Here is a 20,474-nt window from a genome sequence, read left to right as displayed (position 1 = left end):
CGGGTGGAGCACGGGACTCGACGGTCTGCGGGGGTCGCACCATCATCGACCTGCGGCCCGTCCCACCACCGGATCGGCGGTCCGAACTGGGGACGACTTAGGGGGTGACAGGGGTAGGACGCCGGCAGGGTGCTCGGAAGACTTGGGCCGCTACGGCGAGCGAGGTCTACGCCGCGGATGAGGAGTCTCGCCGACGGACGGATGTGGTGACATGCTTCGGAGCGACCTGATCCAGCCGTTGTCCGATCTGATCGAGGCGCACGCCGCCAGGTTGGGGAACAAGGTCGCGTTCCGCGACGAGCGCCGGGCGGTCGGCTACGCCGACCTGGCGGCGCGGACCCGCCGGCTGGCCGGTCACCTGGCGGCCTCGGGCGTCGGGCGGGGCGACCGGGTCGCCTTCTGCCTCGGCAACCGGGTGGAGACGGTCGAGACCTGGCTGGCCGTGACGCGGGCCGCCGCGGTCGGCGTACCGGTGAACCCGCACAGCACCGACGCGGAACTGGCCCACCTGCTGGACGACTCCGGTGCGGTGCTGGTGGTCACCGACCAGCGGCACCTCGACCAACTGCTGCGGCTGCGCGCCGACCGGCGGGCCCTGCGGCTGGTGGTAACCGGGGACGGCCCCGTGCCCGCCGGGGTCATCGCGTGGCGCGACCTGGTCGACACCGAGCCGGGCGTGGACGCCCGCGACGACCTGGGGCTCGACGAGGTCGCCTGGATGCTCTACACCTCCGGCACCACCGGCCGGCCCAAGGGCGTGCTCTCCACCCAGCGCACCTGCCTCTGGTCCGTCGCCGCCTGCTACGTGCCGATCCCCGGGCTCACCGACGCCGACCGGGTGGTCTGGCCGCTGCCGCTGTTCCACAGCCTCTCGCACATCGGGTGCGTGCTCAGCGTGACCGCGGTCGGCGCCACGGCCCGGCTCATCGACGGCTTCTCCGCCGACGACGTGCTACGCGCGGTCGACGAGGAGGAGGCCACCGTGCTGGCCGGCGTGCCGGCCATGTACCACCACCTGGTCACCGCCGCCCGGGAGACCGGCTTCCGCGCCCCGGCCCTGCGGGTCTGCCTGGTCGGCGGGGCGATCACCACCGGCGCGCTGCGCCGGGCGTTCGACGAGGTCTTCGACGCGCCGCTGCTCGACGCGTACGGCAGCACGGAGACCTGCGGGTCGATCGCCGTGACCCGGCCGGACCAGCCCCGCGTCGAGGGCTCCTGCGGACGTGCGGTGCCCGGCGTCGAGGTGCGCCTGGTCAGCCCGCAGACCGGCCTGGACGTGCCGACCGGCGCCGAGGGTGAGGTCTGGGTCAGCGGCCCGAGCGTCATGCTCGGCTACCACGGCCTGCCGGAGGTCACCGCCGCCGCCCTGCGCGACGGCTGGTACCGCACCGGTGACCTGGCCCGCCGCGACGCCGACGGCAACATCTTCGTCACCGGCCGGCACCAGGAATTGATCATCCGGGGCGGCGAGAAGATCCACCCGGCCGAGGTGGAGGAGGCGCTGCGCGCCGTGCCCGGCGTCGCGGACGTGGCGGTGACCGGCCGCCCGCACGACGTGCTCGGCGAGGTGCCGGTGGCGTTCGTGGTGCCCGGTCCCGAGGGCTTCGACCCCCGCGCCGGGTACGCGGCCTGCCGGGAGAAGCTGTCCTACCACAAGGTGCCGGAGGAGCTGTACGAGATCGGGCAGGTGCCGCGTACGGCCTCCGGCAAGGTCACCCGGCGGCTCCTGCTCGAGCGGCCGGCGCGGCTGCGGGCGGTCAACGGCAGCCACCACGAGGCGCTGAGCCTGTCCGCCTGGCGGCCGCTGGACCTTGCCGCCGTACCGCCGCTCGAAGCGCCCGTCCCGACGGCCGCGCAGGCCGCCGTCGCCCCGGCCCGACACTGGGCGCTCGTCGGCCCGGGCAGCGAGGCGCTGGTGGAGCCGCTGCGGGCGGCGGCGCCCGGGGACCGGTTCCGGTGCCACCGGGACCTGCCCGCCCTGCGCGAGGCCCCGGACGTGCCCGACGTGACGGTGCTGCTGGCCGGGCCGGCCGACGTCGCCGCGCCGGGCCTCGCCGACCGGCTGCGTGGCTGGCTCGACGACGACCGGTACGCCGGCACCCGGCTGGTGCTGCTGACCGGCCCCGCAGGTGACGACCCGACCGGCCCCGACGCGGGCGACGCGGCCACCGGCCCCGGCGCGGGCGATGCAGGTGTCGCAGGCGACGCCGCCGCCGGAGGGGTCGGGCCCGATCCGGCGGCCGGTGCCGTCCCGGCCATCGGGCGCGCCCTCCAGGCCGCGTACCCGGACCGGATCGTGCTGGTCGACCACGACGCCGGACACCGGTCGGTCGCCCTGCTGCCCGCCGTGGTGGATGCCGGCGCCGCGCAGGTCGCGCTGCGGGCCGGAGCCGCCCTGCACGCGGCCCTCGTGCCGGCCCCGGCGGCCGTGCCGGCGCGGCCGGCGACCGTGGCCGACCCGGACCGCCCGGTGTCGATCACCGGCGCCGACGGACCGACCGGCGCGGCGCTGGCCCGGCACCTCGTCGCCGCGCACCGGGTCCGCCGGCTGCGGCTGCTGCACGTCGGCGATACGGCCGGGGCAACCCTGAGCGACCTGGCCGCCGAACTCTCCGCCGCCGGCGCCGAGGCCACCGTCCTGCCCGCCGACCGGGCGGGCGACGAGCCGACCGGCGGTGTCGTGCTCTGCCCGTCCGAGGACGACCTGGCCGACGACGAGGGCGTGGCCCGGCTGCTCGGCCTCGCCGCGGCGCTGGACGCGGCGACCCGGCAACCGGCCGCCGCGTTCACCGTCCTCGTCCCGTCCGTCCTGCTGCTGGGCGCCGCCGGCCGGGAGCGGGCCGCCGCCGCCGTCGGGACCCTGCACGCCCTGGCCGCCCGCCGCCGCACCGCCGGTCTCCCGGCCCGCCTCGTCGGCACGAGCGCGCCCGCCGACCGGGAGCCGTCGCCCGGCACCGCCGGGGCGACCGCACGTCGCCCGGGGGAGCCCACCGGCGCCGCGACGGCGGCCGTCCGCGCCGACCTCGCCGCGTTCGACGTGGCGCACGACGGCGACGACCTGGTCCTGCTCGCCCACCCGGCGGGCCACGCCGACACCGCGCACCCCGCCTGGCGCGGTCCCGTCGCGGCGCCCGACGACGCCACGGACGACCGGGACGCCGCCGAGTTGCGCCGCCGGCTGGCCGGGCTGGGCACCGCCGAGGGGGACCGGCTCCTGCTCGACCTCGTGCGCGCCGCCACCGCCGAGGTGGCCGGCCTGTCCGGCCCGGCGGCCGTCCGCCCCGGCCGCGCCTTCAAGGAACTCGGCTTCACCTCGGTCAGCGCGGTCGCCCTGCGCGACCGGCTGGCGCGGGCCACCGGGGTACGGCTCTCCGCCACGGCCGCGTTCGACCGGCCCAGCCCGGACGCCCTCGCCCGACACCTCGCCGAGCGCCTGCGCGGCGCCACCGGCCGGGTCGGTCCCGGGACGGACCGGCCGAGCCCGTCCACCATGGACGATCCGGTGGTCGTCGTGGCCATGGCCTGCCGGCTGCCCGGCGGCGTCGGTTCCCCCGAAGAGCTGTGGGAGCTGGTCGAGCAGGGCAGGGAGGGGCTCACGGAGTTCCCCACCGACCGGGGCTGGGACCTGGCGCACCTGTTCTCCGACGACGCCGACCGTCCCGGCACCTCGTACGTGCGGGTGGGCGGTTTCCTGACCGACGCCGCCGACTTCGACGCCGCCCTGTTCGCGATCAGCCCCCGCGAGGCGCTCGCCATGGACCCACAGCAGCGGCTGCTGCTGGAGACGTCCTGGGAGCTGTTCGAGCGGGCCGGCATCGACCCCACCTCGCTGCGCGGCAGCGCCACCGGCGTCTTCACCGGCGTCATGCACCACGACTACGCCGCGAACCTGCGCCAGGCGCCGCCCGGCACCGAGGGCTACCTCGGCGTCGGCACCGCCGGCAGCGTCGTCTCCGGCCGCGTCGCGTACGCGCTCGGGCTGGAGGGGCCGGCGGTCACCGTCGACACGGCGTGCTCGTCGTCGCTGGTGGCGCTGCACCTGGCCGCCCAGGCGCTGCGCGCCGGCGACTGCTCCCTCGCCGTGGCCGGCGGCGTGGCGGTGATGGGCACCCCGCAGGCGTTCGTGGAGTTCAGCCGGCAGCGCGGGCTCGCCCCGGACGGCCGGTGCAAGGCGTTCGCCGACGGGGCCGACGGCACCGGCTGGTCCGAGGGCGTCGCCGTGCTGCTGCTGGAACGGCTCTCCGACGCCCGCCGTCTCGGGCACCCCGTCGTCGCCGTGCTGCGGGGCTCCGCCGTCAACTCCGACGGCGCGTCCAACGGGCTGACCGCCCCCAACGGGCCCGCCCAGGAGCGGGTCATCCGCCGGGCGCTGGACGCGGCGGGGCTCTCCGCCGCCGACGTGGACGTCGTCGAGGCGCACGGCACCGGCACCCGGCTGGGCGACCCGATCGAGGCCCAGGCGCTGCTCGCCACGTACGGGGTGGGACGCGGCGACGCCGAACCGCTGCGGCTGGGCTCGCTGAAGTCCAACCTCGGCCACACCCAGGCCGCCGCCGGGGCCGCCGGGGTGATCAAGATGGTGCTCGCCATGCGGCACGGGACGCTGCCGCGCACCCTGCACGTGGACGCCCCGACGTCGGAGGTGGACTGGTCGGCCGGCGCCGTCGAGGTGCTCACCGAGGCCCGCCCGTGGCCCGACGTACGCCGGCCCCGCCGCGCCGGCGTGTCGTCGTTCGGCATCAGCGGCACCAACGCCCACGTCATCGTCGAGGCACCCGCCGACCCGTCGGCCGGACCGCAGGACGCGGACCGGCAGCCGCCGGCCGCGACCGCCGAACGGCAGCCGTCGTCCGGGGCCGCCACCCGGCGGCCGCCCGTGCCGTGGCTGCTCGCCGCCGCCTCCGGCGAGGCGCTGCGCGACCAGGCGGCCCGCCTGCTGGCCTGGCTCGACGGGCCGGGGGCGCACGCCGACCCGGCCGACGTCGGGCACGCGCTCGCCACCACCCGCGCCGCCCTCGAACACCGGGCCGTGGTGCTGGCCGCCGACCCGACCACCGCCCGTACGGGCCTGACCGCGCTGACCCGCGGCGAGCCCGACCCCGACGTGCCGACCGTGCTGACCGGCCGGGTCGTCGACGGCCAGCTCGGCCTGCTCTTCGGCGGGCAGGGCGGCCAGCGCGCCGGCATGGGGCGCGAGCTGCACGCCACGTACCCGGTCTTCGCCGACGCCTTCGACGCCGCCTGCGCCGAACTCGACCGCTGCCTCGCCGGCCACGCCCCGCACCCCGTCGCGGACGTCGTCCTCGCCGCCGAGGGCACCGAGCTGGCGGAGCTGCTCGACCAGACCCTCTACACCCAGCCCGGGCTGTTCGCCTTCGAGGTGGCGCTGTACCGCCTCCTGGAATCCTGGGGGGTGCGCCCCGACGCCGTCCTCGGCCACTCCGTCGGCGAGCTGGCCGCCGCGCACGTGGCCGGGGTGTTCCCCCTCGCCGACGCGGCGGCGCTCGTCGCCGCCCGCGCCCGGCTGATGCAGCAGCTGCCCGCCGGGGGCGCGATGGTCGCCGTCGAGGCCGACGAGGCCGAGGTCGCCGCGCACCTGACCGACCGGGTGGGCCTCGCCGCCGTCAACGGCCCCACCAGCGTGGTCGTCTCCGGCGACACCGACGCGGTGCTGGCCGTCGCGGCCACCCTGCGCGCCGCCGGGCGCCGGACCAGCCGGCTGCGGGTGTCGCACGCGTTCCACTCGCCGCGCATGGAGCCGATGCTCGACGAGTTCCGCGCGGTGGCCGCCGGCCTCACGTACCGCACCCCGCACCTGCCGGTGGTGTCCAACCTGACCGGTCACCCCGTCGACCCGGCCCGGCTCTGCTCGCCCGACTACTGGGTGGCGCACGTGCAGGCCACCGTCCGCTTCCACGACGGCGTACGGGCCCTGCACGGGCAGGGCGTCACCACCTTCCTGGAGATCGGCCCGGCCGGCGTACTCACCGCGATGGCCCAGGACTGCCTCGTCGCCGAGGCCGACGAGCTGGCGTTCGTCCCCGCCGTCCGGGGCACCGCCGGCGAGGCCGAGGCGCTGCTCGCCGCCGTGGCGCGGCTGCACGTGCGGGGCGTCGCCGTGGACCGCGCCGCCCTCGCCGGCCCCGGGCCGCACCGCCGCGTCGACCTGCCCACGTACGCCTTCCAGCGCCGGCACTACTGGCTGCCCGCTCCCACCGGCACCGGCGGTCCGGCCGGCGTCGGGCTGGTCGACGCCGGGCACCCGCTGCTCGGCGGCGTACTGCCGGTCGCCGGCACCGGACAGGTCGTCTGCACCGGTCAGGTCCCCGCGGCCACCCGGCCGTGGCTGGCCGCCCCCGCCGACGGCACCGCCGCCCTGCTGCCCGCCGCAGCCCTGCTGGACATGCTCACCCACCTCGGCGACCAGTTCGGCACCCCGACCGTGCAGCGGCTGAGCGTCCCCGGGCCGGTGCCGCTGCCCGGCGAGGCGACCCTCGACGTGCAGGTCGGCCTCTCCGCACCCGACGAGCACCGGCGCCGCGTGGCGCACTGCCACGTCCGGGCCGGCGACGGGCAGCCCTGGCGTGAGGTCGCCGAGGCCGTGCTCGGCCCGGTCGACCCGGAGAACGGGCGGGGCACCCTCGCCCCGACCTGGCCGCCCACCGGGGCCCGGCCGGTGGACCTCACCGCCCCGCAGCACCGCGCGCTGGTCGGGGAGCTGGCCCGGGCCGCGTGGGTGGCCGCCGACCGGCTCTTCGTCGACGTACGCCTGCCCGAGGACACCCGCGACCCGGACGCCGAGCGGTACGGCGTGCACCCGCTGGTGCTGGAGGCGGCCCTGCGCCTGCTCCCGCTCGCCGACTTCGCGCCCGGCGCCGACGCCGGGCCCACCGCCCGGCTGCTGCCCACCGAGTGGACGGGCGTGCGCCGGTACGCCGTCGGGGCGCACGCGCTGCGCGTCTGCCTGGCCCCGGCCGGGGCGGACGCGGTGACGCTGAGCGCCGTCGACGACGCGGGCGTGCCCGTGCTCGACGTGGACCGGGTGGTGCTGCGGAGCGTGGACCTGCCGCCCGCCGACGCGCCGGCGCCCCCGGCCGCGCCCGCCGGGCTGTACGCCGTCGACTGGCTGCCCGCGGCGTTCCCGGCGACCCCGGCGCCCACCTGGACGCTCGCCGACGGCACACCGCCGGACGGCCCGCTGCCGCCGCTGCTGGTGCTGCGGGTCGGCGACGGGGAGCCGGGCCGGCCGGTGCCCGACCGGGCGCACGCCGTCGGCCTCGCCGTGCTCGGCGTGCTCCAGAACTGGCTCGCCGACCCCCGCGCGGAGACCACCCGCCTCGCCCTCGCCGTGCGCGACGGCGACCCGGTGCACGCGCCGGTGGCCGGGCTCGTCCGGGTCGCCCAGGCCGAGCAGCCCGACCGCTTCCTCCTGCTCAGCCTCGACGCCACCGACGACGCCACCGTCCGGTCGGCGCTGGCCGTCGCGGCGGACGAACCCGAGGTCGCCGTCCGCGACGGCCGGGCGCTGCTGCCCCGCCTCCACCCCGTCGAACGGCCCCCGACCGGTACGCCGCTCGCGGCGCTGGCCGGCGGCACCGTGCTGGTCACCGGCGGCACCGGCGGGATCGGCCGGCACGTCGCCACCCACCTCGCCACCGTGCACGGCGTCGCCGAGCTGGTGCTGGTCAGCCGCAGCGGCCGGGCCGGCGACTGGACGACCGCGCTGACCGACGCCGGCGTCACCGTCCGCGTGGTCGCGGCCGACGTCGCCGACCGGGCGGCGCTCGCCGAGGTCGTCGCCCCGCTGGCCGACCGGCTGGTCGCCGTCGTGCACGCCGCCGGGGCCACCGACGACGCCCTGCTCACCGACCTCGACCCGACCCGCTGGGCACGGGCCCTGCGGTCCAAGGTGCACGGCGCGTGGCACCTGCACGAGCTCACCGCCGGCCTCGACCTGGCCGCGTTCGTGCTCTTCTCCTCGGCCGCCGCCACCTTCGGCAGCCCCGGTCAGGGCAACTACGCGGCCGGCAACGCGTTCCTCGACGCGCTCGCCGCACACCGCCGCGCCCAGGGACTCCCGGCGACCGCGCTGGCCTGGGGGTTGTGGGCCGCCCAGGACGGGATGGCCGGCCGGCTCACCCCGGCGGACCTGGCCCGGCTCGCCCGGGGCGGCACCCGCCCCCTCGACACGACCGCCGGACTGGCGCTGTTCGACGCCGCCCTGCACGTCGACCGGCCGGCGCTCGTGCCGATCGGGCTCGACCTGGCCGCCGTACGCACCTCCGGCGAGGTGCCCGCCCTGCTGCGGGCCCTGCTGCCGCCGCCGCCCCGCCGGGCCGTCAACGCCGACTCCGCGCCCGCCTCCGCCAGCAGCTTCGCCGACCGGCTGGCCGAACTCGCCGAGCCCGACCGCGCCGAGCTGCTGCTGGAGCTCGTCCGCACCCGGTGCGCCACCGTCGTCGGACACACCGGCCCCGAGCAGGTCGAGCCGCGCCGCCCGTTCAAGGACCTCGGCTTCGACTCGCTGATGGCCGTGGAGCTGAGCAACCGGCTCACCGCCGTCACCGGCGTCCGGCTCGCCCCGCACGCCGTGTTCAACCACCCCACCCCGGAGCTGCTCGCCGCGCACCTGCACGCCCGGCTGCTCGGTACCGCCGCCACCGAGGTCACCGACGCCACCACCGTCGCCCTGGACGAACCGGTCGCGATCGTCGCGATGGCCTGCCGGTTCCCCGGCGGCATCGGCTCCCCGGAGGAGCTGTGGCGGCTGCTGGACGCGGGCGCCGACGTCATCGGGGACCTGCCCGACGACCGCGGCTGGCCGCTGGCCGACCTCTACGACCCGGTGCCCGGCACGCCCGGACGCACGTACGTGCGGGCCGGCGGGTTCCTCACCGGGATCGCCGACTTCGACGCCGCGTTCTTCGGCATCAGCCCCCGCGAGGCCCTCGCCATGGACCCGCAGCACCGGCTGCTGCTGGAGACCTCCTGGGAGGCGCTGGAACGCGGCGGCATCGACCCGGTCACCCTGCGCGGCAGCCGTACCGGTGTCTTCGCCGGCACCCACGGGCAGGACTACGCCGACCGGGTCGCCCCCGGCGTCGTGTCCGACGACGGCGAGGTCACCGCCGACGAGGGGCACCTGCTCACCGGCACGGCCGGCAGCGTCCTCTCCGGTCGCGTCGCGTACGCGCTCGGGCTGGAGGGACCGGCCGTCACCGTGGACACCGCCTGCTCGGCGTCGCTGGTGGCGCTGCACCTGGCCGTGCAGGCCCTGCGCCAGGGCGACTGCGACCTGGCCCTCGCTGGCGGCGTGTCGGTGATGTCCACCCCGGCCGGGCTGACCGGCTTCAGCCGGCAGCGTGGTCTCGCCGCCGACGGGCGGTGCAAGGCGTTCGCCGAGGACGCCGACGGCTTCGGCATGTCCGAGGGCGTCGGGATGCTGGTGGTCGAGCGCCTCTCCGACGCCCGCCGCCGGGGCCACCCCGTGCTGGCCGTGGTCCGCGGCTCGGCGGTCAACCAGGACGGCGCGTCCAACGGGCTGACCGCCCCGAATGGGCCGTCGCAGGAACGGGTCATCAAGGCCGCGCTCGGCGCCGCCGGGCTGAGTGCCGCCGAGGTGGACGTCGTCGAGGCGCACGGCACCGGCACGTCGCTCGGCGACCCCATCGAGGCGGAGGCGATCCTCGCCACGTACGGGCAGCGCCCCGTCGGCGCCCCGCCGGTGCTGCTCGGCTCGGTCAAGTCCAACCTCGGGCACACCCAGGCCGCGGCCGGCGTGGCCGGGGTGCTGAAGATGGTCCTCGCCATGCGGCACGGCCGGCTGCCCCGCACCCTGCACGCCGAGCGCCGCAGCTCGCGGATCGACTGGGACTCGGGGGCCGTGGAGCTGCTCACCGAGGCCCGACCGTGGCGCCCGGCGGACCGGCCGGCCCGCGCCGGCGTCTCGTCGTTCGGCATCAGCGGCACCAACGCCCACGTGATCGTCGAGGCGGTCGCCGAGGCGACGCCGCAGGCCGCCGAGGCTCCCACGCCGCCGCAGGCGCACGCCCTGCCGTGGCTGCTCTCCGCGCGTACCCCCGAGGCGCTCGCCGGCCAGGCCCGCCGGCTGCGCGAGCACCTCGCCGCCCGGCCCGACCAGCGGCCCCTCGACGTGGCCTGGTCGCTGGCCACCAGCCGGAGCACCTTCGACTCCCGGGCGGTGCTGGTCGGCGCGTCGCCGGAGCGCGTCGCCGCCGCCCTCGACGCCCTCGCCGAGGGCCGGCCCGACCCGGCGGTGACGCGGGGCGAGGCCCGGCCCGCCGGCCGGTGCGTCTTCGTCTTCCCCGGGCAGGGCTCCCAGTGGCTCGGCATGGGGTTGGACCTGCTCGACCAGGCCCCCGTGTTCGCCGAACGCATGGCGGCCTGCGACGCGGCGCTGCGGCCGTACCTGGACTGGTCGCTGCTGGACGTGCTGCGCCAGGTGCCCGGCGCGCCCGGCCTCGACGAGGTCGACGTGGTGCAGCCCGCCCTGTTCGCGATGATGGTGTCCCTGGCCGAGCTGTGGCGTTCGCACGGCGTGCAGCCGGCCGCCGTGGTCGGCCACTCGCAGGGCGAGATCGCCGCCGCTTGCGTCGCCGGGGTGCTCTCCCTGCCCGACGCCGCCCGGGTGGTGGCGCTGCGCAGCCGGGCGCTGCGGGCCCTGGCCGGGCACGGCGCGATGGCCTCCGTCGCGCTGCCTGCCGACACGGTCCGCGACCGGATCGCCCGCTTCGGCGACCGGATCTCGGTCGCCGCCGTGAACGGCCCGGCCGCGGTCGTGGTCTCCGGCGACCCGGAGGCGGTCGAGGAACTGCTCGCCGAACTGGCCGGCGAACAGGCCCGGGTGCGGCGCATCGCCGTCGACTACGCCTCCCACTCCGCCCAGGTGGAACGCATCCGCGACGAGTTGGCCGAGGTGCTGGCCGGCATCGCCCCCGGCCCGGCGGCCGTGCCGCTGTTCTCCACCACCGACCTGCGCTGGCTCGACGGCGAGGAGATGGGGCCCGACTACTGGTACCGCAACCTGCGCCAGCCCGTCGAGCTGGAAGGGGCGATCCGCTCGCTGGCGGCCCAGGGCCACGACACGTACGTCGAGTGCAGCCCGCACCCGGTGCTCACCGTCGGCGTCGAGGAGACCCTCGCCGACCACGACGGCGAGACCGTGGTGGTCGGCTCGGTGCAGCGCGACCAGGGCGACCGGGAACGGTTCCTGCTCTCCCTGGCCCAGCTGCACGTGTGCGGGGTCGCCGTGGACTGGCGGCCCGCGCTGGCCGGCGGCCGGCGGGTCGACCTGCCCACGTACGCGTTCGCCCACCGCCGCTACTGGCCCCGGCCCCTGCGCGAGGTCGGCGACGTCGGCGCCGCCGGCCTGGACGCCGCCGGGCACCCGCTGCTCGGCGCGTCGATCGCGCTGGCCGAGACGAGGGGCCACCTGTTCACCGGGCGCCTGTCGACCGACGCACAGCCGTGGCTGGCCGACCACCGGGTCACCGACAGCGTGCTGGTGCCCGGCACCGGCCTGGTGGAGCTCTGCCTCCGCGTCGGCGACGAGATCGGCCACCCCGTCCTCGACGAGCTGGTCATCGAGGCCCCGCTTACCCTGCCCGCCGACGGGGCCACGCAGGTGCAGGTGGCGGTCGGCGCGGGCGGCGACGACGGGCGCCGCCCGGTGACCGTGCACTCCCGACCCGCCGACGCGCCGGCGGGCACCCCGTGGACCCGGCACGCCAGCGCCACCCTCTGCGCCGACCAGCCCGCCGCGCCGCCGCAGCTCACCACGTGGCCGCCGCGCGACGCCCGGCCCGTCGACCTGACCGGCTTCTACTCCGGGCTGGCGGCCGACGGCTACGCGTACGGGCCGGCGTTCCAGGGGCTGCGCGCGGTGTGGACCAGCGGCGACGAGGTCTACGCCGAGGTGGAGCTGCCGGCGGCCCAGCGGGTCGACGCCGACCGCTACGGCCTGCACCCGGCCCTGTTCGACGCCGCCCTGCACGCCGCGCACTTCGGCGGTCTCGCCGGGGCCGGCGACGGGCGGCTGCTGCTGCCGTTCGCCTGGAACGGCGTCAGCCTGCACGCCACCGGCGCGAACGCCCTGCGGGTACGGCTCACCCAGGTCGGGCCGCACGCCATCGCGCTGACCGCCGCCGACCCGACCGGCGCCCCGGTCGCCGAGGTGACCGCCCTGACCATGCGGCCGATCTCCACCGCGGAGCTGGCCGTCACCGACGACCGCGCCACCCGCGACGCCCTGTTCCGGATCGACTGGACGCCGCTGCCGCCGGCCGACGTGGCCACCCCGGTCGACGCCGTGGCCGTCGCCCCCGGCCTGGCCGGGTTCCCGTTCCAGCCGGGACTGGACGGGCTCGCCGACGCCGTCGACGCGGGCCTGGCCCTGCCCGGGGTCGTGCTCGTGCCGCTCGACGCGGACCCCGCGCAGCCCACCCCCCGCGCGGCGCGCCACGCTGCCGTACGGGCCCTCGACCTGGTCCGGCGCTGGCTCACCGAACCCCGCTGGGCGGCGTCCCGGCTGCTGCTGGTGACCCGGGGCGCGGTGGCCGTGCACCACGCCGGCGAGGTGACCGACCCGGCCGCCGCGGCGGCGTGGGGTCTGGTGCGCTCCGCCCAGTCGGAGAACCCTGGCCAGGTGGTCGTCGTCGACGTCGACGGCGACGGGATCGGCCCCGACCAGGTCGCCGCCCTGCTGGCGGCGGACGAGCCGCAGGCCGCGATCCGGGGCGGCGCGGCGTACGTGCCGCGACTGGCACGGGCCGATTCGGCCGGCGAGCTGACCGTACCGCCCGCCGCCGCGTGGCGCCTGGACGCGCCGGTGCGCGGCAGCCTGGAGAACCTCACCCTGGTTCCCACCGACGCCGCCGACGTCGCCCTCGGCCCCCGCGAGGTCCGCGTCCGCGTCCGCGCCGCCGGCCTGAACTTCCGCGACGTGCTCAACGCGCTCGGCCTCTACCCGGGCGACGCGGGGCCGCTCGGCGGCGAGGGCGCCGGCGAGGTCGTCGAGGTGGGCGCCGAGGTGACCGACCTGCGCCCCGGCGACCGGGTGTTCGGGGTCTTCGTGGGCTGCTTCGGGCCCGTCGCGGTCACCGACCGCCGGCTGCTGGCCCCGATGCCGGCCGGCTGGTCGTACGTCGAGGCCGCCTCCGTGCCGGTGGTCTTCCTGACCGCGTACCACGGGCTGGTCAACCTGGCCGGGCTCACCCGGGGCGAGTCCGTCCTGGTGCACGCGGCGGCCGGCGGCGTCGGCATGGCCGCCGTGCAGCTCGCCCGGCACCTCGGCGCCGAGGTGTACGCCACCGCCAGCCCCGCCAAGTGGGACGCCCTGCGGTCGATGGGCCTCGACGAGGAGCACCTGGCCTCGTCCCGGACCCTCGACTTCGAGACCCGCTTCGCCGAGGTCACCGGCGGACGGGGCGTCGACGTGGTGCTGGACTCGCTGGCCCGCGAGTTCGTGGACGCCTCGCTGCGGCTGCTGCCGCGCGGCGGACGGTTCATCGAGATGGGCAAGACCGACATCCGCGACGCCGACATCGTCGCCGCCGACCACCCGGGGGTGGCCTACACCGCCTTCGACCTGACCCTGGAGGACCCCGACGAGGTGCAGCGCATGCTCGTCGAGCTGCTGGGGCTCTTCGAACGGGGGACGCTCACCCCGCTGCCCACCCAGGTGTGGGACGTCCGCCAGGCGCCGGAGGCGTTCCGGCACGTCAGCCAGGCCCGGCACGTCGGCAAGGTGGTGCTGACCACGCCCCGGGCGTGGGACCCCGAGGGCACGGTGCTGCTGACCGGCGGGACCGGGACCCTGGGCCGGCTGGTCGCCCGGCGGCTGGTCGAGACCCACGGCGTACGGCGGCTGCTGCTGGTCAGCCGCCGCGGCGAGCGGGCCCCCGGGGCGGTCGAGGCGGTCGACGAACTGCGCTCGCTGGGGGCCGAGGCCACGGTGGTGGCGGCCGACGTGGCCGACCGGGACACCCTGGCCCGGGTGCTGGAGGCGGTACCGGCGCGGCACCCGCTGACCGCGGTCGTGCACCTCGCCGGGGTGCTCGACGACGGGGTGGTCACCGCCCTGACGCCGCAGCGCGTCGACACGGTCTTCGCGCCGAAGCTCGACGCCGCGTGGCACCTGCACGAACTCACCCGCCACCTCGACCTGGCCGGCTTCGTGCTGTTCTCCTCCGGCGCCGGCGTCTTCGGCGTGCCCGGTCAGGCCAACTACGCGGCGGCCAACGCGTTCCTCGACGCGCTCGCCCTGGCGCGTCGCGCCGAGGGCCTGCCGGGCCGCTCGTTCGCCTGGGGGCTGTGGGAGCAGACCAGCGAGATGACCGCCAAGCTGGACCGCACCGACCCCCGGATCACCGCCCGCGACGGGCAGCTCGCGATCCCGTCCGACCTGGGAATGACCCTGTTCGACGCCGGCCTGCGGTTGGCCGAGCCGGTGCTGGTGCCGACCAGGATCGACGTCGCCGCGCTCGGCGAACGGGTCGAGCGGCCCCCGGCCCTGCTGCGCGGGCTCCTGCGGCGGGAACGGCCGACCGCGCGCTCGGCCACCCCGAGCGGCGGCGCGCGCACCCTCGCCGACGAGTTGGCGGCACTGGCGGGACCCGAGCGCCACAACCTGGTGGTCGACCTCGTACGCGAGCAGGCAGCGAGCGTGCTCGGGCACGGCAGCCGGGCCGCGGTCGCCCCCGGCCGGGCCTTCAGCCAGATCGGCTTCGACTCGTTGACCGCCGTCGAGCTGCGCAACCGGCTCACCACGGCCACCGGCCTGCGCCTGCCGGCCACGCTGATCTTCGACTACCCGGACCCGAACGAGCTGGCCACGTACCTGGTGTCGCAGCTGGCACCGGACACCGGCCCGGAGGTTCCGCCGGTCCTCGCGGACCTGGAGAACCTCGAACGCTCGCTGACCGAGGCCAGCGTGGAACCGGAGCTGCACGAGCAGATCGGGTCGCGCCTGGAGGTGCTCATCGCCAAGTGGCGGACGATGCGCGCCGGATCGGGCGGCGATCCCGACCTCGACCTCGAACTGGCCAGCGACGACGACCTCTTCGACCTCATCGACTCCGAACTCGGTCTCTGATGGCCGTCCGGCCGCCCCGCACGGCAGCCGTCCCTGCGACACCGTGTCCGACCGACCCTGCGAGGAACCGATACCGATGCTGATGACCGACGTCCTGATCGTGGGCTACGGCCCCGTCGGTGAGATGCTCACGATCCTGCTGGCGCAGCGGGGGCTCACCGTCACGGCGGTCGAGCGCTGGGCCACCCCGTACAACTTCCCGCGCGCCGTGTCGTACGACGGGGAGGCGAGCCGCATCCTGGCCGCCGCCGGCGTCGCCGACCGGCTCGGCCCGGTGGTGGAGTCGTCGGGCGAGTACACCTTCAAGAACGGCTTCGGTCGGACCCTGCTGCACGTCAAGGTGACCGGCGACGGCCCGATGGGCTGGCCCGACTCGGTCTCCTTCTACCAGCCGGGACTGGAGGCGCTGCTCGCCGAGCGGGGAGCGGAACTGCCGGGCGTCACGGTGCTGCGCCCGTACCAGGTGACCGGCCTGGTCGAGCACGACGACCGGGTCGAGGTCACCATCGCCGGACCGGACGGCGAGGAGGTCCGCGCGGCCCGCTGGGTCGTCGGCTGCGACGGGGCCAACAGCTTCGTCCGGGAGCACCTGGGCGGCGGCGTCACCGACCTCGGCTTCACGTACGACTGGCTGGTCTGCGACGTCGTGCCGCACGAGGCCCGCGAGTTCAAGCCGAACAACCTCCAGGTCTGCGACCCGGCGCGCCCCCGCACGGCCGTGTCGGCCGGCCCCGGGCACCGGCGGTGGGAGTTCATGCGGGTGCCGGGGGAGAGCCGGGAGGAGTTCGAGAGCGTCGAGAGCGTGTGGCGGCTGCTCGGCCTCTTCGACATCACGCCCGACAACGCGACCCTGGAGCGGTACGGCGTCTACACCACCCAGGCGTGCTCGGCCGGGCGCTGGCGCTCCGGGCGGATCCTCATCGCCGGTGACGCGGCGCACGTGATGCCGCCGTTCATGGGGCAGGGAATGAGCTCGGGCTTCCGCGACGCCCTCAACCTCGCCTGGAAGCTCGACCTGGTGCACCGCGGCCTGGCCGACGAGGCTCTGCTGGACACCTACCAGGAGGAGCGCTGCGCGCACGTGCAGCACGCCATCCGGATGTCCATGGACTCGGGCACGGTCATCTGCGAGACCGACCGCGCCGCCGCGGCCGGCCGGGACGCCGCCATGCTCGCCGAGCTGCGCCGGCGTACCGCCCGCCCGCGTACCCGTTCCCTGCTGGAGCCCCTCGCCGGCGGGGTCCTGCACGGCCGCACCGACGAGGCCGCCGGCGCCGGTGTGCCGATGCCGCAGGGGCGCGTCGAGGTCGACGGCCGCACGGGGCTCTTCGACGAGGTCGTCGGCACCGGCTTCGTCCTGCTCTGCGCCGAGGACCCCGACGGCCTGCTCGACGCGGACGCCCGGGCCTTCCTGGACTCGCTCGACGCCCGGGTCGTCCGGGTCGTTCCCGCCGGTGCGCCCGCCCCCGGACCCGGCGCCGCGCCGACCGCCTTCGACCTCGACGACGTGTACCTGCCCCACCTCAAGCGGTACGACGCCGTGGCGGTGCTCGTCCGGCCCGACTTCTACGTCTTCGGCACGGCCGCCGACCCGGCCGGTGTGCCCGCGCTCGTCGAGGACCTGCGCCAGCAGGTCCGGCGCGGCTGATCGGCATCCATCCACCGGAAGGAACCCACATGTTCGAGAACCTGAAGATCGCCGGCCGGGCGATCCGCACGGTCTTCACCGCCGACCCCATCACCCGGGTCCGGCGCTTCTACGAGATCCAGTCGCCCGACGTCGAGTTCGCCGCCCGCCGCACCCACTACATGAACGTGGGCTACTGGTCCGAGGGGGTCACCGACCTCGACACGGCCGCCGAGGCGCTGGCCGACAAGCTGGCCGACGCCGCCGGGTTCAAGCCCGACGACACCGTCCTCGACGTCGGCTTCGGCTACGCCGACCAGGACTTCAAGTGGCTGCGCGAACGCCAGGTCGCCAAGGTGTACGGCCTGAACATCACCCCGCACCACGTCGAGGCGGCGCAGCGCCGGGCGCAGGAGGAGGGCCTCGCCGACCGGACCGACTTCCGGCTGGGCAGCGCCACCGAACTGCCCTTCGAGGACAACACCTTCGACCGGGTCGTCGCGCTCGAGTCGGCCTTCCACTTCTACCCGCGCAGCGCGTTCTTCGCCGAGGCGCTGCGGGTGCTGCGCCCGGGCGGCGTACTGGCCACGGCCGACATCATCCCGGTCAGCGGCGACGTCGTGCGGGCGGCCATCCAGTCCGGCCCGCTGAGCTTCGTCAAGTTCAGCATCCCCAAGGAGAACTGGCACGACCGGGACACGTACCGGCAGGAACTCGTCGAGGCCGGCTTCGCCAACCCGGAGGTGCACTCGATCAAGGACCGCACCTGGGAGGGCTGGCGGGCGTACATGGCCGGACGGACCGAGGACCCGGAGTTCCGCGCCGTCGTCAAGCCCGCCGTCCGCAAGAGCATGGCCGCGCACTGGAAGAACCAGGACCTCATGAAGCGCGAGATGGCGCAGCTCGACTACGTGATCGCGGTCGGCCACAAGCGGTGACGCCCCGCACGGCCGAGGGGCCCGCCGACCGGTCGTGACACCGGTGGACGGGCCCCTCGGCCGTTCGGATTCAGACCGCAGGCGCCGTGCTCAGGGCCGTCGAGATGGCCCGCAGGACCGCCGGCTGGTGCTCGGCCAGGAAGAAGTGCCCGCCCGGGTAGACCTTCAGGTCGAACGGTCCCGTGGTGTGGGTCGACCAGGCCCGGGCCTCCTCGACCGTCGTCTTCGGGTCGTCGTCGCCGGTGAAGACGGTGATCGGGCAGCTCAGCGGCGGACCCGGCCGGTAGGTGTAGGTCTCCGCGGCCCGGTAGTCGCTGCGGATCGCCGGCAACGCGGCCCGCAGCATCTCCGGGTCACCGAGGACGGCGGAGTTGGTGCCGCTCAGCTTCCGTACGTCGGCCAGCAGGCCCTCGTCGTCGAGCTGGTGCACCGTCTCGTGCCGCGGCTGGGACGGCGCGCGGCGCCCGGACGCGAACAGGTGCGCGGCCGAACCGCCGTCCTGCTCGATCAGCCGGGCGAGCTCGAAGCCGACGCTGGCCCCCATGCTGTGCCCGAAGATGGCCACCGGCTCGTCCATCCACGGCCGCAGCACGGTGAACACCTCACGCGCGAGCTGGTGGATGTCACCGATGCACTTCTCGTGGCGGCGGTCCTGCCGGCCCGGGTACTGGATCGACAGCACCTCGACGCCGGGGGAGAGGCTACGGGAGACGGGAAAGTAGAAGCTGGCCGAGCCGCCGGCGTGCGGCAGGCACACCAACCGCCGGGCGCCGCCCGGAGCCGGGTGGAAACGTCGCACCCACAATCCGTTGTCGGTATCTGGCGTGGTCATCCTGTGGCGGTCCTTCCGGCGGCTGCGGTTCCGACCGGATCGACGCGGACCCGGTCGAGGCGACGCTAGTGCGACGGGTCGGGACCGGACACCCCTAGCTGGTCGGTTGCCTGGTTAGGGGTTGTCCGCGCTCGCGCGGACCCAATAACTTCTCCCCGCAGATGGGGATCTGCGTGGCTCTCGGCCGAGCGAGCCGAACGACAGATACAGGTGTCGCCTGAGACTTCTGCGCATTCGTACCGTCGCTTACGTCGAGTCTCCGCCGTGAATCGCGATGGGCTGGGTTGATGGACACCGAAGAGAAGCTCCGGGAGTACCTGAAGAGAGTCACCGCCGACCTGCGGCGGACCCGGCAACGGCTCCGGGACGTCGAGGCCGAGGCTCAGCAGCCGATCGCGATCGTCGGTACGGGCTGCCGGTTCCCGGGCGGGGTACGCACGGCCGAGGAGCTGTGGGACCTCGTCGCGGCCGGCGGCGACGCCATCGCCTCCTTCCCCACCGACCGTGGCTGGGACCTGGACGCGCTCTACGACCCGGAGCGCTCCCGACCGGGCACCTCCTCCGTACGCGAGGGCGGCTTCGTGCCCGACGCCGCCGAGTTCGACCCCCGACTGTTCGGGGTCTCGCCGCGTGAGGCCCTCGCCATGGACCCGCAGCAGCGGCTGCTGCTGGAGACCTCGTGGGAGGCTGTCGAGTCGGCGGGCATCGACCCCACCAGCCTGAAGGGCGCCCGGGTCGGGGTCTTCGCCGGCATGACCCACAGCGGGTACGCCCATCCGCCGGAGACCCCGCCGGCGGGCGTGGAGGACTATCTGGGTCTCGGCAACGCGGGCAGCATCGCCTCGGGCCGGGTGGCGTACTCGTTCGGGTTCGAGGGGCCGGCGGTGACGGTGGACACGGCGTGTTCGTCGTCGCTGGTGGCGCTGCACCTGGCGGTACAGGCGCTGCGGTCGGGCGAGTGCGATCTCGCGCTGGCCGGCGGCGTGACGGTGATGCCCACCCCGGCGGTGTTCGTCGACTTCACCCGGCAGGGCAACCTGTCCCCGGTGGCCCGCTGCCGGGCGTTCGCCGACGCGGCGGACGGCACGGCGCTCGCCGAGGGCGTCGGGATGCTGCTGGTGCAGCGGCTGTCGGACGCGCGACGTGACGGCCGTCGGATCCTGGCGGTGGTGCGGGGCACGGCGGTGAACCAGGATGGTGCGTCGAACGGGTTGACGGCGCCGAACGGTCCGTCGCAGCAGCGGGTGATCCGGCAGGCCCTCGCGAATGCCGGGCTGGGTGTCGGGGACGTCGACGTGGTGGAGGCGCACGGCACGGGTACGACGTTGGGTGATCCGATCGAGGCGCAGGCTCTGTTGGCGACGTATGGGCAGGGTCGGGATGTGCCGTTGTTGTTGGGGTCGGTGAAGTCGAACATCGGTCACACGCAGGCGGCTGCCGGGGTGGCCGGGATCATCAAGATGGTCTCGGCGATGCGGCACGGTGTGGTGCCGGCGACCCTGCACGTGGACGCGCCGTCGTCGCATGTGGACTGGTCGTCCGGTGCCGTGGAGTTGGTGACGCAGACGCGCGAGTGGCCGGCGGTGGAGCGTCCCCGGCGGGCGGGTGTGTCGTCGTTCGGCATCTCGGGGACGAACGCGCACGTGATCCTGGAGCAGCCGGAGGCAGCGCCGGAGATCGAGGGCGGGGCGACGCCGGAGCCGGTGGCCGCGGTGGTGGAGTCCGTGGCCGCCACGGGCGCGGAGTCGCGGGGCGAGCCCTGCCGGACCGGGTCGGCAGACGCGGCGGGCACGCCGGTGCCGTGGGTGGTGTCGGGTCGTTCGGAGCGTGCCCTGTCGGGTCAGGCTGGGCGGTTGGCGTCGTTCGTGCGGGACCGGTCCGACCTGTCGCCGGTGGATGTGTCGTGGTCGTTGGTGACGACGCGTGCGGCGTTGGAGCACCGTGCGGTGGTGTGGGGCTCGGACG

General features: G+C 76.1%; 5 protein-coding genes. 4 read left to right on the top strand and 1 reads right to left on the bottom strand.

The features are described from left to right. Positions 1–211: 211 nt before the first annotated feature. The 3 genes from AC5L34_RS26350 to AC5L34_RS26340 all read left to right on the top strand — a co-directional run bounded on the left by AC5L34_RS26350 (position 212) and on the right by AC5L34_RS26340 (position 17,677). Positions 212–15,112, top strand: a complete 14,901-nt coding sequence (locus AC5L34_RS26350) for an SDR family NAD(P)-dependent oxidoreductase (protein WP_494827427.1) — start codon at positions 212–214, stop codon at positions 15,110–15,112. 76 nt (positions 15,113–15,188) lie between these two features. Then, a complete protein-coding gene (gene mhpA, locus AC5L34_RS26345; protein ID WP_441176697.1) occupies positions 15,189–16,760 on the top strand; it encodes a bifunctional 3-(3-hydroxy-phenyl)propionate/3-hydroxycinnamic acid hydroxylase MhpA in 1,572 nt (523 codons plus the stop codon). 29 nt (positions 16,761–16,789) lie between these two features. Continuing rightward, on the top strand, positions 16,790–17,677 hold the full coding sequence (locus tag AC5L34_RS26340) for a class I SAM-dependent methyltransferase (protein ID WP_441176696.1): 888 nt from the start codon (positions 16,790–16,792) through the stop codon (positions 17,675–17,677). A 70-nt stretch (positions 17,678–17,747) separates the two neighbouring features. Here the strand turns inward: AC5L34_RS26340 and AC5L34_RS26335 are convergent, their stop codons facing one another. Beyond that, positions 17,748–18,509, bottom strand: coding sequence for a thioesterase II family protein (locus AC5L34_RS26335; protein WP_363905175.1), 762 nt, complete (start codon positions 18,507–18,509; stop codon positions 17,748–17,750). A 284-nt stretch (positions 18,510–18,793) separates the two neighbouring features. Between AC5L34_RS26335 and AC5L34_RS26330 the strand changes: the two genes are divergently transcribed. Beyond that, positions 18,794–20,474, top strand: a 1,681-nt coding sequence (locus AC5L34_RS26330) for a type I polyketide synthase (RefSeq protein WP_494827426.1), incomplete at its 3' end; no start/stop codon positions are given.

The sequence above is a fragment of the Micromonospora sp. ZG13 genome, from assembly GCF_059359355.1.
Note: the sequence above shows the minus strand (reverse complement) of the source record. Positions and strands in the feature narration are given on the sequence as shown.

Bases quoted from the DNA above. Each gene is read 5' to 3' on its own strand.
- AC5L34_RS26340 (WP_441176696.1), top strand. From the start codon at position 16,790: ATGTTCGAGAACCTGAAGATCGCCGGCCGGGCGATCCGCACGGTCTTC.
- AC5L34_RS26335 (WP_363905175.1), bottom strand. From the start codon at position 18,509: ATGACCACGCCAGATACCGACAACGGATTGTGGGTGCGACGTTTCCAC.
- AC5L34_RS26350 (WP_494827427.1), top strand. From the start codon at position 212: ATGCTTCGGAGCGACCTGATCCAGCCGTTGTCCGATCTGATCGAGGCG.
- mhpA (WP_441176697.1), top strand. From the start codon at position 15,189: ATGCTGATGACCGACGTCCTGATCGTGGGCTACGGCCCCGTCGGTGAG.